The 13187-nt window shown below is 34.6% G+C and carries 13 protein-coding genes; 8 read left to right on the forward strand and 5 right to left on the reverse strand.

Annotation, left to right across the window (positions count from 1 at the left end; translation table 11 throughout):
• Positions 1-189: 189 nt before the first annotated feature.
• The 5 genes from FB2170_RS12825 to FB2170_RS12845 are packed head-to-tail and all read left to right on the forward strand — an operon-like array spanning position 190 to position 5379.
• Positions 190-801 (forward strand): hypothetical protein, encoded by a 612-nt coding sequence (locus FB2170_RS12825; protein WP_013306999.1) that lies wholly within the window; start codon positions 190-192, stop codon positions 799-801.
• Positions 780-1178, forward strand: coding sequence for a hypothetical protein (locus tag FB2170_RS12830; protein WP_013307000.1), 399 nt, complete (start codon positions 780-782; stop codon positions 1176-1178). The genes FB2170_RS12825 and FB2170_RS12830 overlap by 22 nt, the downstream gene beginning before the upstream one ends.
• Positions 1162-1962, forward strand: a complete 801-nt coding sequence (locus tag FB2170_RS12835; RefSeq protein WP_013307001.1) for an ImmA/IrrE family metallo-endopeptidase — start codon at positions 1162-1164, stop codon at positions 1960-1962. The genes FB2170_RS12830 and FB2170_RS12835 overlap by 17 nt, the downstream gene beginning before the upstream one ends.
• A 35-nt stretch (positions 1963-1997) precedes the next feature.
• Positions 1998-4088: a RecQ family ATP-dependent DNA helicase gene (locus FB2170_RS12840; protein ID WP_013307002.1), complete on the forward strand. Its 2091-nt coding sequence runs from the start codon at positions 1998-2000 to the stop codon at positions 4086-4088.
• A gap of 4 nt (positions 4089-4092) precedes the next feature.
• Positions 4093-5379, forward strand: a complete 1287-nt coding sequence (locus tag FB2170_RS12845) for a DNA-processing protein DprA (protein WP_013307003.1) — start codon at positions 4093-4095, stop codon at positions 5377-5379.
• Positions 5380-6310: 931 nt separating this feature from the next.
• Here FB2170_RS12845 and FB2170_RS12850 read toward each other — a convergent pair.
• On the reverse strand, positions 6311-6592 hold the full coding sequence (locus tag FB2170_RS12850; RefSeq protein ID WP_013307004.1) for a hypothetical protein: 282 nt from the start codon (positions 6590-6592) through the stop codon (positions 6311-6313).
• A 354-nt stretch (positions 6593-6946) separates the two neighbouring features.
• Complete coding sequence (locus FB2170_RS12855; RefSeq protein ID WP_013307006.1) at positions 6947-7294, reverse strand: hypothetical protein; 348 nt, start codon at positions 7292-7294, stop codon at positions 6947-6949.
• Positions 7295-7500: 206 nt separating this feature from the next.
• On the opposite strand from FB2170_RS12855, the gene FB2170_RS12860 reads away from it, so the two are divergent.
• Positions 7501-8442 carry a TerC family protein gene (locus FB2170_RS12860; protein ID WP_013307007.1) on the forward strand — a complete coding sequence of 314 codons (942 nt, stop codon included), beginning with the start codon at positions 7501-7503 and terminating at the stop codon, positions 8440-8442.
• Positions 8443-8495: 53 nt separating this feature from the next.
• On the opposite strand, the gene FB2170_RS12865 is transcribed toward FB2170_RS12860, so the two are convergent.
• The 3 genes from FB2170_RS12865 to FB2170_RS12875 all read right to left on the reverse strand — a co-directional run bounded on the left by FB2170_RS12865 (position 8496) and on the right by FB2170_RS12875 (position 11756).
• A complete protein-coding gene (locus tag FB2170_RS12865) occupies positions 8496-9191 on the reverse strand; it encodes an OmpA family protein (protein WP_041632849.1) in 696 nt (231 codons plus the stop codon).
• A 3-nt stretch (positions 9192-9194) separates the two neighbouring features.
• Positions 9195-9677, reverse strand: a complete 483-nt coding sequence (locus FB2170_RS12870) for a lipocalin family protein (RefSeq protein WP_013307009.1) — start codon at positions 9675-9677, stop codon at positions 9195-9197.
• A gap of 102 nt (positions 9678-9779) precedes the next feature.
• On the reverse strand, positions 9780-11756 hold the full coding sequence (locus tag FB2170_RS12875; protein WP_041632850.1) for a thiamine pyrophosphate-dependent enzyme: 1977 nt from the start codon (positions 11754-11756) through the stop codon (positions 9780-9782).
• Between the two features lie 130 nt (positions 11757-11886).
• Between FB2170_RS12875 and FB2170_RS12880 the strand changes: the two genes are divergently transcribed.
• The gene (locus FB2170_RS12880) at positions 11887-12837 is read left to right on the forward strand and encodes an isopenicillin N synthase family dioxygenase (RefSeq protein WP_013307011.1); all 951 of its coding nucleotides are present in this window, start codon (positions 11887-11889) and stop codon (positions 12835-12837) included.
• A gap of 3 nt (positions 12838-12840) precedes the next feature.
• A complete protein-coding gene (locus FB2170_RS12885; protein WP_013307012.1) occupies positions 12841-13167 on the forward strand; it encodes a translation initiation factor in 327 nt (108 codons plus the stop codon).
• Positions 13168-13187: the final 20 nt, after the last annotated feature.

Raw genomic sequence — 13187 nt, forward strand, 5'->3', positions numbered from 1 at the left:
TTATATTTTATAAGATTAATATTTATGTTTCATAAGTAAATGCTCACAATTTTTCATATTTTTCCATCACGAATTAAAAAAATGAGTAGCCCTATGATACTGTTCTACAATTGTATATGCTCATAGGCTTGGTTTTTTTGCCATTCAGATGGATAATTTTTAATAACAATGAGCATACTCTAGTGAAATATGGCTTTAGCGAGTAAAAAAGAAATTCTTGAACATCTTGATTCTATCGATTTGAATGAACTTTTAGATAGGATGGAGAACTACGTTCGAACTCGTTTTTATAACAAATCAGAGAAAGTAAGGGAAGGGTTTGATTATCTTGATTTCTGTTATAATGTTCTGGTTAAAGCTTCTACAGGAATTAGAAATTGGGACAAGGAAAAGACTTCTTTTGAAAAATTTATTTTCGGGTCTTTAAAAAGTGATTTATATAACTTCTTTAGAAAGCAAAAAAATAAAAAGAATGAAGAAGAAGATTTGCAACCTAAAGAACAAGAAATATACCTAATTGAAGTAAACGAGTTTATTGAATTAGATGAAGTCGAAACGGAAGATGAACCTCCAGATATAGATTTTAAAGATATATCAAAAGACTCACTCAAATCTTTGAGGGAGCAAGGATCTGACAAATTAGAGATAGAAGTGTTTGAATGTTGGCTAGCCGGCTATTATAAGCCAAAAGAAATAGCTGAATTATGCGGAATAGATACTTCAGAAGTAAACAATACTGTTAAAAGACTTTCTAGAAAAACTATCAAGTTAAAAGAAAAATGGATAAGCTTAAAAAAATAATAGATAAAGGTTTTACCGAAAATTATCTTTTTGAGGATATCGATGATGTTCGCAAAAGTTTATCTGATTACGGAGTCAATTTAGATGATAATAGTGAGCGTCAGGACAAGTTAATTAAGCAATTAAAGTTTAAACTTCGTTCTTCCATAAACAAAGAAAAAAATGAAAACCTTCTACTTAAAGCAACAGAATCGTTTCAAGAAGCAATAAATAAGGGGCTAGAAAAACCAATTGCTTATTTGAATAATCTGATTAAGGAAAATCAATTGGTAGTGCAGTATAATAAACTCGATAAGCTAGGCCCTGATGAAATAAAAGAGATAATTAAAGACCAAAATTTAATTGAAATAATTGAGTTACTTGAAAACGAACAGTAAAGGGAAAAATAAGGCTAAAGAAGTCCTAAATGAAATAGGTTTTGATGAAGTAACAGAAATTACAAATTCAGATTTAGTTAGTGGTTTTGGTATACTTTTTATTTGTGAGCCTTTAAAAAATGCAGATGGAAAAATTATCAGAGGAAAAACAAAAACTATAATTAAAGTAAACTCCTCAATACCGTATCCACAAAGGATTCGCTACGTAGTGGCTCACGAATTAGGACATTATTTTTTACACGAGAAATTAGAAATTCACACAGACAATTCAAAAACTCTTAATTGGTTTAAGGTAGAAGACCAAGCAAAAAGGGGGTTACAGGAATTTGAAGCAAACGATTTTGCATCAGAATTATTAATGCCAGAAACTGTTTTTCGAAAGTTTATCGAACATAAACCTTTTAGTCCATCTTTAATAAAGGGAATTTCAAATAGATTTCAAACTAGCTTAACCTCTGTAGTTTATAGATTAATAACTTTAGATGTTTTTCCATTATTAGTTGTTTTCATTTCCGATGGGGTAGTTAGATATTGGAGAAAATCCCCCGATTTAAAAGGTTGGCTAAAAGATGTAACCAAACTTTCTCCACCCGACGATTCCGTTGCAAAAGAATATATTGATGGGGATTATGAATTTATTTATAAAGGAAATGAAAAAGCTCAAGAAATAAGCCGCTCAACTTGGTTTAAATTAAATGAAAATCAAGAAGATTCAGATTTTATGGAATATTGTATTCCAACTAAGCAGTATAAAACTATCATTAGTATAATATGGGAAGTCTAAGGTTTGTATTAAAGGTTCTTATTGAATTATAAGGTATGGATAAAAACGGAGCAGTTGCACTTTTAAGAAAAGCACTTGATTTACCAGACGCGACCTTTAGGGAAGGACAATGGGAAGCTATCGAAAAACTTACGATAAATAAGGAAAAATTATTAGTCGTACAACGAACGGGTTGGGGGAAAAGTTCAGTTTATTTTATCAGTACTAGAATTTTGAGGGACCAAGGTAAAGGACCAACTATAATTATATCTCCTTTGTTGGCATTGATGCGGAACCAAATAGAAGCCGCGAAACGTTTAGGTATTAAGGCTGCTAGTATTAATTCGAACAACTTTGAAGACTGGAAAACTATACAGGCGGAGGTTTTAAGAAACAATATTGATACACTTTTAATTTCTCCTGAACGTTTGGCGAATGAACGTTTTATGAATGAGATACTACTTCCTATAGCAAATAAAATAGGTTTGTTTGTAGTTGACGAAGCCCATTGTATTTCGGATTGGGGTCACGATTTTAGACCAGACTACAGACGTATTGTTGGTATTTTGAAAGTTATGCCAAAAGGAATGCCCGTTTTAGGAACTACAGCTACAGCCAATGACAGAGTAGTTGCCGATATTAAAGAGCAATTAGGTGGCATTAATGTTTTAAGAGGAGCATTAACCAGAGAAAGTTTAAAACTTCAAAACATAATTCTAAAAGACCAAGCATCTAGATTGGCATGGCTTAAAGAAAACATCCCAAATCTTAATGGTAGTGGAATAATATATGTTTTAACAAAACGTGATGCAAAGACTGTAACACAATGGTTAAATGATTGTAATATAGATGCTGCTGCATATTATTCAGGAGTAACGGATGAAAATTTTGAAAATACTGCGGTTTACAGAGAAGTTTTAGAAGACGCTTTGTATAATAACGAGTTAAAAGTATTGGTTGCTACTACAGCATTAGCAATGGGTTATGATAAACCAGACTTAAATTTTGTAATTCATTTTCAAGCACCTGATTCAATTATTAGTTATTACCAACAAGTAGGGCGTGCAGGGCGTGCTATAAATACTGCCTATGGTATTTTATTATCTGGACAAGAAGATGCTGATGTGCACCAGTATTTTAGGGAATCTGCGTTTCCGCCAGAACATGTGGTACAAGATATATTAAAAGCCTTAATAGACCACGATGGCTTGTCAATCCCTAAATTACAGGAAGTACTAAATATAAAACATGGTCAAATAGACAAAACAATAAAGTATTTAACAGTAGAAGAACCTTCTCCAATCATTAAAGAAGGCACAAAATGGAAGCGTTCAGCTGTATCTTTTACTATGGATACAGACAAAATAGAGCGTTTAACCAATCAACGTCTATTTGAATGGAAAACGGTTCAAGACTATATACAAACAGAGGAGTGTTTAATGACGTTTTTGCAAAAAGAATTAGATGACCCAAATGTAGAACCATGTGGCAAATGTTCGAATTGTCTAGGTATAAAAACAATACCAGATATGGTTTCTCATAATAATACAGTTGAAGCCTCTATTTATTTGAAACACTCGGAATTCGATATTTTGCCGAGAAAACAAATTGCTGCAAATGCCTTACCCATATATGAATGGAGCGGGAGGTTAAATAATTTAATAGCCGAAAAAGGTAAAGTATTATCACGTTGGGGAGATGCTGGTTGGGGGAATATTGTTGCTAACGATAAACATCAAGGTTTCTTTAGAAATGAATTAGTGGATGCAATGAATGAGATGATTGTAGAACGTTGGTGTCCAGACCCATATCCAGAATGGCTAACTTGTATTCCATCATTACGGCACCCAGATTTAGTGCCCGATTTCGCAAAACGCTTAGCAGAAAAATTAGGCATACCGTTTAGGCCCATAATATTAAAAGTGAAAGATACACAGCCACAAAAGGAGCAAGAAAATAGTTTTCATCAATGTCATAATTTAGATGGTGTTTTTCACATTGAAGAAGATGTTGAGAATAAACCTGTATTTTTGGTAGATGATGCTATAGATTCTGGTTGGACGTTTACAATTGTAACAACACTATTAAAAAAATCGGGTTCAGGTTTGGTTTATCCAGTAGCTTTAACTTCAACATCAGTAAGCTAATAAAATGATTTCAGAACGTACAAAAGCCATATTACTTTTAACCTCTTATTTTTCAAAGGATTCAGATAAAAAAAATAAGCCTTTATCTCTATTAGAGTGGAATAGAATGGTACGCTGGTTACAGTCCAAAAAACTTAAACCAGAAGACCTTTTAACTATAGATTTAAATAAACTATTAATTAATTGGAATGATACGACTATTCCAAAAAACAGAATTATAGAGTTGTTAGACCGAAAAATGGCTTTAGCAATTAGATTAGAGAAATGGTCAAAAGCCGGTGTTTGGATTATTAATAGGAGTGATAAATTTTACCCTAACAGTTTAAAAAACAAGCTAAAAGATAGAGTTCCGCCCATATTGTTTGGTATTGGGGACAAAAACTTATTGAATAAGAATTATATCGGAATTGTAGGTTCAAGACATATTTCTGAAACAGATATTAAAGTCACAAAAGATATAGTTAAGCAATTATATGCTCAAAATTATGGAGTTGTATCGGGTGGAGCAAGAGGAATAGATGAACATTCCATGACTGGTATTCTTGAATGTAATGGTTATGCATTAGGTGTAGTAGCAGATAGTTTAATAAAAAAATCTTCATCGTCAATCTATAGAAAACATATTATTGACAATAAACTTGTTTTAATTTCTCCATTTAATCCAGAAGTTGGATTTAATGTTGGTAACGCTATGGGTAGAAATAAATTTATTTATATTTTATCTCAAGCGGCTATTGTAGTGAAATCTGAAACTAAAGGAGGAACTTGGGAAGGCGCAAACGAAAATTTAAAGAATAATTGGGCACCATTATGGGTTGTTAAACCAATTGAGAATAAAACAAATAAAGGGAATTTTGAAATAGTAAGAAAAGGAGGGCGTTTTTTGCATGAAGGATTTAATGTTTCAAATATTATTAATCCTAAAGATAAATCGATAAAAGCTCAAGGTTCTTTATTCAATTATAATATTAAAATAGAAGAATCTAATATAGTTAATGAAAGTGAAGTTAAATCTATCGTAATAAAGTCTAAAACCTCTTTAAGCCCTGATAATGATAAAATAAGAGTTGAGGAAATAACATTTTATGACTTATTTATTTATAAATCATCATCCTATTTTAAAGATAAAGAATTCAATCGGGAAGAAATTTTGAATCATTTTGAATTAGCATCAAAACAAATAGATGATTGGTTAAAAGTTGCAGTTAAGGATAAGGTTTTACTAAAAAAGACTCGCCCAGTACGCTATTTATTGAATCCAAAGGCTAAGATAAAAGCTCTTAATGTATAGGCAGAAACGATTAAGTGGAGTTATAGTCCTAATACTCTATTTAAAACTGGATTGCGATGTTGAATTTGGCCTAAGAGAATTTTAGCTAAACAATAGGCGAGGGGAGCGGCCATATTTTAGGGGGCTGGTTACTATTTTTCTTTACAGTTGAAAAGATGCTTATACCTTAAAGCAGTCTTAAGAGTTACAATGGATCCTAAAATATAGCGACTGAGCCGTACATTGTTTCTAAAATTATCTGTAAGCCTTGATTTTTTTGTTTCTTTTTTTATCAAGAAAAAAAGATAAATAAAATCCTTACTGGTTACGATGTTGAAATCCTATTTGACATAATGTTAGAAGTACATAAAGAAAAGCTTCAATCAAGACGAGAGGTTAGCAAGGGCTAAGAAATTATCTCGCAGAGTAATTTTTAGCTGTTGCGGCAAGCTGACGAGAATGTCGTAGAAAAAAATCTTGCAAGGTTTTCCTCGAATACGAGAATTTTGAATGAAACTAAAAGGCTAGCTTTTAAATGGCGTTGGCAAGCGATGGCAAATTGTGTTTAAAATAAATTGCCTGAGCAATTTGATTTTAAAAAGCAATCGAGCGCTTGGTAGCGGCTATTTTACATAACGACTAATTATGGGACAAATGAAAATATGCGTCGCAGACACCGCTTAAAAAAGTTTGATGACCCTGTTGTAAGTTTTAATTGATTTTCAGCGGTTTAAGGGATATTTTACATAATATAGAATTATGAATTACAACTAAGGTGTTGAACCTCAAATACTTATGTTTTATTTTGTATCATAATTTATATTATGTAAAATAGATTATTAGAATATCACATATCACTACAATGAAACAGACCTCACCGTTTCAACCAATTAACAAAAAAAAACCCCCGATAAAACGGAGGCATATTTAAAATATTGGTTGGTTATGGTTGTTAATTATCTATTGCTTGCTCTTCTGCAAATTCAATATCTGCAACAGCCTTATTCAATTTGTCTGAAAAAGGATTATCAAGAAGTTCTTTAAGTAGCCTTTGCTTACGTCTATCTGGAATATTCAAGGTGTCCAAAATACCTCTACGACGTTTAATAGTTGCTATACGTTCTTTTTTTAAACGAACACGTTCATTAACGCTAAGAATCAATTCAGGCTCATATTGCTCCATCACGGTATACTTTTGAACCTTTATGCTCTTTTCACACTTATTAGAAGCCATATCTTGGGCTACAAGCTGCGATGAACTTACTAAACAGCATAGGCCTAGAATAGCAGTGCAGTTAATTTTTATCATTTTAATATAGTATAGGTCTCTCGCATAAATGTATCAAAAGATTAATAAACCACCTCAGGATTTATACTATCTTCAACGAGTATATACTCATTTCAACGATTATAATCACTTTACTAATAACAAGAGAACCAATGTGTTACGATCTCCTACAAATAAATTTCAAATTTGCCTCAATTGCCTGGGGTTAATCAATGAACAAAGCATAAAAAAACCGATGCAATTCATATTTATTATGAATAATTGCATCGGTACTTCTACCCTTTTTTCGTTTATGAAAAATTAGGGTTGTAACTTCATTTTAGCCTTAAGGTACTTTTTATACTGTGATTTTGACAAAACATCTTCAATATCTTCTGATTCTTGAATACTCAATTGCTTGATCATAACGGCTTTATCACCGTCCGAAATATTGGCTCCTTTTGCTTTGGATTTCTTCATCATGTAATTGGCTACGATAGTTTCAAATTTTGCAGTTTGAGCCTCATCCAATCCAAGTTCTGCCTTGTATTTTTTTGTAAGCTCTTTGGCTTTCGCCTTGATTACTCCATCACCATCTTGAAATGTAACATTGGCTGTACTTACTTGTACTGTTAACAATAATCCAAATAATAAAATAAGCTGTTTCATGTTTAGTAATTTTTAATTGATATAGTCTTTTTTAATGGTTTCCAATGAAATCATAAGTTACAAAAAACCACTTATAATGACTGCGAATCTACCATTTTTTATATCCTTTGCAATATTCAGGCCAAAAAATCTGTGTTGTGGAAAAGATCTTCATAACCGTATCTAAATGATGCTTACCTTCGTCCCTTCAAAAATTTGATTGCACTATGTGGGTATGGATTCTTTTTATCTCTTTGGTGATTGTGTTTCTAGCACTTGACCTTGGGATTTTTCATAAAAACGAGCATGTAATAAAAAGTAAAGAAGCTGGTATTTGGACAGCTATTTGGGTCAGTGTTGCCTTGGGTTTCAGTGGGGTGATCTATTGGTTATTTTCTTCCGGCTTGGTTGAAAACCCTACAGGACTTTCTCCAAACACTGCTGTTCTAAAATATATTACTGGTTATTTGATTGAACTTTCGTTGAGTATTGATAATGTCTTTGTCATTGCCGTTATTTTTTCCTCTTTTAAAATACCTCCTATTTATCAGCATCGTGTTTTGTTCTGGGGAATTTTGGGCGCCATTATTTTTCGTGGATTAATGATTTTATTTGGTGTTGCCTTAATTACAAAATTTGAATGGATCATTTATGTATTTGGGGTGTTCCTGCTATATACTGCATTTAAGATGCTTAAGTCTGACGATTCCAATTTTGACCCAAAAAAATCATATGTATTCAGACAAATAAAAAAAATATACCCTATTACCGGAACCATACGTGATAATAGCTTTTTCGTCAAGCGTATGGGTATTACGGCTGCCACTCCCCTTTTTGTGGCGTTGATAATCATTGAACTGACCGATGTACTCTTCGCTTTGGACAGTATTCCTGCAATTTTGGCCATTACTGCAGATCCTTTTATCGTTTTTAGTTCCAATATCCTAGCTATACTTGGTCTTCGATCTATGTATTTTCTAGTCTCTAGAATGTTAGAGAAATTTCGTTTTATCAATTACAGTTTGGTAGTGATTCTGGCCTTTGTTGGTTTAAAAATGCTTTTTGCACATCAAGTAGAACTACCTGAATGGCTTTCACTTACGGTAATATCGGTTTCTTTAATTGGTGGAATAGTTGCTTCATTGGCCATACCTGAGCATAAGGAATAAAAAAAATCCCGACCATTTAAGCCGGGATTCTATTTAATAAGTTAGGATTTTAATTATCCTTTTGTCTTTTCGACTGCTTCTTCTTTAAGATCCTTACTGGCAATAATTGCTAGCTCAACTCGTCTGTTTTTGGCTTTACCTTCAGTAGTTTCATTATCGGCCTTTGGCTGATTTTCACCATACCATTTGGTAGAGAATCTATTGGCTTCAATTCCTTTTGAAATCAAATAATTAGTAACCGATTCGGCTCGTTGTTGTGAAAGTTTCATATTGTAATCGTCAGGTCCGGCACTATCTGTGTGACCTTCAATAAGCACATCACTATTTGGGTATTCTTTGAAGATACCTGCCAGTTTATCCAAGGTAGTCGCTGAAGTTCCTTTGACATTTGACTTGCTTGTATCAAAATACACCCCTGCTTCTTCATTGAATGTTACATTGATCCCCTCACCTACTCGAGTAACTTCAGCACCTGGAATCTCCTCTTCAATACGTTCGGCTTGTCTATCCATTCGGTCACCAATATATCCACCGGCAACACCACCTACTACGGCACCTATAATAGCACCAAGGGCTGTATTTCCTTTTTTTCCAACATTGTTCCCAATGATTCCTCCAATAACAGCACCTCCAGAGGCACCAATCACTGCTCCTTTTTGTTTGTTATTTGCATTTCTTGTTGCACTACATCCTGTTATCAATGCCATGCACATAAACATATACACACTCTTTCTTACTAAATTTTTCATGCTTTATTTTTTTGTGAAATTATAAACGATGGTTACTATTTCCCCATCTACTTGATTATTTTGTTTTAATGTCATTTCTGTTGCAGTCAAGGATATTATATTCAATCGATAGCCTATGGCCCCATTAATGTCCTTATTTTTTGCATTGATCATTTTAAACTGTAATTGACTGGTAAAGTTCTCCTCTCGATGAACAACCGACCAACGAATATATCGGTCTCCTCCTGTGCATAGACTTGAATCTTCAAGGGTATACCGTCCGGTACTATTGTTATCCCTAAAAAACCAATTGCTACCTTCAAAACAAATATCCTGTGCATCATTAAACAGGACTGCACTGAAATTCCCTGAATTGTTTTCATAGGAAATATCATTTAGAATCCATGTCCCACTTAAGAGATTTCGTTTTTCACGGGCTACTTTTGATACCGAGCAGGAAGTTGCCAAAAACAGCACAACACCTAATACTAAAAATGTTCGTTTCATTATTAAAATTTTGGGTTAGGTAGTATATACGGAGAAGGTTGGTACTTGGATCAATCATTTTGACCAAATGCAAGGAAAAGTTTCGGAAAAATCGATTACTTGTTAATAGGCCAATAATTTTTTAAGAGCACCCTCAAAACGACCTTTGGCCATATAGTTGTCTTCCAGTCCTTTGGCAAACGGAATTGGAGTCTCTAAACCGGCAACACGTTTTACAGGCGCATCCAGATATTCAAAGCAATTTTCCATAACCAAGGCAGAAATATCACTGGCAATACCACCAAACAGACTATCTTCCTGCAAAACAATAAGTCTACCTGTTTTCCTGACCGAAGTATATACGGCATCAATATCCATCGGTTGTAAACAACGTAGATCTATCAAATCTGCATTTATTTCTGGATTGTTTTCAAGAGTTTCCAACGCCCAATGTACACCAGCGCCATAGGTTACAATCGAAATTTGCCCACCTTCACTTAATAAACTTGCCTTTCCTAACGGAAGGGTATAATAATCAGTGGGTACATTTTGGTAAATGCTACGGTATAGGGCCTTATGTTCAAAGAATAGTACTGGATTAGGGTCATTTATTGCCGTAGCCAATAATCCTTTTGCATCATACGGAAATGCAGGGTATACAACTTTCAACCCAGGTGTTTTGGTGAACCAAGCTTCATTGGTCTGTGAATGAAACGGACCTGCTGCTACCCCGCCACCACAAGGCATACGTATAACTATATCTGCATTCTCAGCCCATCTGTAATACGATTTGGCTATATAATTTACGATCGGATTGAATCCCGAACTGGCAAAATCTGCAAACTGCATCTCCATAACAGCCTTCATTCCATTGATTGATAATCCCATGGCTGCAGTAACTATGGCCGATTCGCAGATAGGAGTATTACGTACACGCTCTTTTCCAAAAAGCTCCATAAAGCCATCAGTTATTTTGAATACACCACCATAGTCTGCTATATCCTGTCCCAGGATTACCAAACTGTCATGACGTTCCATAGATTGTTTAAGTCCGTCTGAGATGGCATCCACCAAACGAATGTTGTTTACAGTACTTCCTTCAGTAACTTCCTCATAAACAACATTTTTGTAAACATCATTTAATTCATCAATTGTAGTACTTTTAATTTCATTTTCGGCAAAAGCAAGCTTAAGGTTATCATCTATTTCATGGATTATTTCCTTCTTTAAAACAACTTCTTCCTCTTCAGAGAGCAACTTTTCAGAATGTAAATATTCCAAATAGTTTTCAAGTGGATCCTTGGCTGCCCATTGGTCCAGTAAATGTTGTGGAACATATTTAGTACCACTCGCCTCTTCATGCCCGCGCATTCTGAATGTTTTGAATTCTACCAAGATAGGTCGTGGGTCCTTGCGAATACTTTTGCAAAGTGAATCAATCTTAGTATACACCTCCAGGATATTGTTGCCATCAACAATATGGGATTCCATACCATATCCTTTTCCTTTATCGGCCAAATGCTCGCATTTGAACTGTTCATTGGTAGGTGTTGATAGTCCGTATCCGTTATTTTCAATACAGAAAAGTACGGGTAGGTCCCACACAGCCGCCACATTCAAGGCCTCATGAAAATCTCCCTCACTTGTCGCCCCCTCACCCGTAAATACAGCTGTAACATGCTTTTGATTTTTTAATAAATTGGCAAGGGCAATTCCGTCTGCCACACCTAATTGTGGTCCTAAATGGGAAATCATGCCAACAATATTATACTCTTGGGTACCAAAATGAAAACTTCGATCACGCCCTTTGGTGAATCCGCTTTCTTTTCCCTGCCATTGTGAAAACAACCTATTTAAGGGAATTTTTCTAGTAGTGAATACGCCCAAGTTTCTATGCATGGGAAGAATATATTCATCCTCCTTCATAGCAGATGTCACCCCCACTGAGATGGCCTCTTGGCCTATTCCGCTAAACCATTTGGAAATTTTACCTTGTCTTAGCAAAATCAGCATTTTCTCCTCAATCATACGAGGTTTTAGCATCGACTTATAAAGGCTGAGCTTAATTTCCTTGCTTACTTTGTACTTGCTGTAATCCATGTTATAATTATGGCCTTTATTCTTTTAAAACAGGATAAATGTAACAAAAAAGAATGCATTGCCTTCAACTAATTCAAGCATAAAATTCGGCAATAATTTGTAGTTTTGATCAAACCTTTAAAAAACAGCCATGACTGCTATACCTAGTGTAGATTTACAGGATTTTACTTCAGGAGACCCAGAGCGCAAGAAAAAATTTATTACTGAAATTGGTAATGCCTTTGAACAGATAGGTTTCGTAGCCCTGGGAGGGCATTTTTTATCTGATGTTCTTGTCAAGGATTTATACGCTGAAATAAAAAACTTTTTTGATCTTCCACAGAATACAAAGGATACCTATGAAATAGAAGGCATTGGTGGCCAACGAGGTTACACCTCTTTTGGTAAAGAACACGCCAAAGGACGTAAAGAAGGAGATTTAAAGGAGTTTTGGCATTTTGGACAGTACGTAGTCGACAATCCAAAATTGGAAGCAGAATACCCGGATAACGTTATGGTAGCTGAACTTGAAAAGTTTAATGCCGTAGGTAAGGATACCTATAAAATGCTTGAGAAAACAGCAAAATACGTGTTAAGGGCCCTAGCTCTTCATTTAAATCTTGAGGAGAATTATTTTGACAATTTCATTCTCAATGGGAATTCCATTTTGCGTCCTATTCACTACCCTCCTATTACTTCCGAACCAAAGAATGCAGTAAGGGCAGCAGCACATGGTGATATTAACTTGATTACCTTGTTAATGGGTGCCCATGGCAAAGGTCTTCAGGTTCAGAACCATGAAGGTGAATGGGTAGATGCCATTGCAAGACCAGACCAAGTTATGATCAACGTGGGTGATATGTTATCAAGATTGACCAATAACAAATTGAAATCAACTATACATCAAGTTGTTAATCCTCCTAAAGAATTATGGGGGACTTCTCGTTATTCCATTCCTTTCTTTATGCATCCCATTAGTGAAATGCCATTGAATTGCTTAGAGAACTGTATTAACGATAACAATCCCAAGGAATTTGAGGACATTACAGCTGGTGAGTTCCTGCACGAGCGTTTAATTGAGTTAGGTCTAATTAAAAAGTAACCTATGGACCTAAGTGATCAACTGAAAAATCTATTTCCGGAGCATGTTCCCTCGGAAGAACCAAAAATTCCCAAAAAGTCTGATATTTGGTTACAGGACGACCCTATCATCTGTAAATACGAAAAACGCAAAGGAAAGCCTATCACCATATTAGAAGGTTATAATGGAGCTGATTCTGATTTCAAGAAATTGGCCAAGGATTTAAAATCAAAATTAAGCGTGGGAGGCACCTTCAAAGACGGCAAAATTATTATCCAGGGTGATTACAGGGACAAAATCATGGATATGCTCAAAGAAAAAGGGTTTAAGGTTAAACGAGTTGGTGGATAAGTGCTTCTAGAGACCCAATT

The sequence above is a fragment of the Maribacter sp. HTCC2170 genome (genome assembly GCF_000153165.2).
Taxonomy (GTDB): Bacteria; Bacteroidota; Bacteroidia; order Flavobacteriales; family Flavobacteriaceae; genus Maribacter_A.

Excerpts from the sequence above, each read along its gene's own strand:
- FB2170_RS12825 (WP_013306999.1), top strand. The coding sequence starts at position 190 with ATGGCTTTAGCGAGTAAAAAAGAAATTCTTGAACATCTTGATTCTATC.
- FB2170_RS12830 (WP_013307000.1), top strand. The coding sequence starts at position 780 with ATGGATAAGCTTAAAAAAATAATAGATAAAGGTTTTACCGAAAATTAT.
- FB2170_RS12840 (WP_013307002.1), top strand. The coding sequence starts at position 1,998 with ATGGATAAAAACGGAGCAGTTGCACTTTTAAGAAAAGCACTTGATTTA.
- FB2170_RS12845 (WP_013307003.1), top strand. The coding sequence starts at position 4,093 with ATGATTTCAGAACGTACAAAAGCCATATTACTTTTAACCTCTTATTTT.
- FB2170_RS12850 (WP_013307004.1), bottom strand. The coding sequence starts at position 6,592 with ATGGCTTCTAATAAGTGTGAAAAGAGCATAAAGGTTCAAAAGTATACC.
- FB2170_RS12855 (WP_013307006.1), bottom strand. The coding sequence starts at position 7,294 with ATGAAACAGCTTATTTTATTATTTGGATTATTGTTAACAGTACAAGTA.
- FB2170_RS12860 (WP_013307007.1), top strand. The coding sequence starts at position 7,501 with ATGTGGGTATGGATTCTTTTTATCTCTTTGGTGATTGTGTTTCTAGCA.
- FB2170_RS12865 (WP_041632849.1), bottom strand. The coding sequence starts at position 9,191 with ATGAAAAATTTAGTAAGAAAGAGTGTGTATATGTTTATGTGCATGGCA.
- FB2170_RS12870 (WP_013307009.1), bottom strand. The coding sequence starts at position 9,677 with ATGAAACGAACATTTTTAGTATTAGGTGTTGTGCTGTTTTTGGCAACT.
- FB2170_RS12875 (WP_041632850.1), bottom strand. The coding sequence starts at position 11,756 with ATGGATTACAGCAAGTACAAAGTAAGCAAGGAAATTAAGCTCAGCCTT.
- FB2170_RS12880 (WP_013307011.1), top strand. The coding sequence starts at position 11,887 with ATGACTGCTATACCTAGTGTAGATTTACAGGATTTTACTTCAGGAGAC.
- FB2170_RS12885 (WP_013307012.1), top strand. The coding sequence starts at position 12,841 with ATGGACCTAAGTGATCAACTGAAAAATCTATTTCCGGAGCATGTTCCC.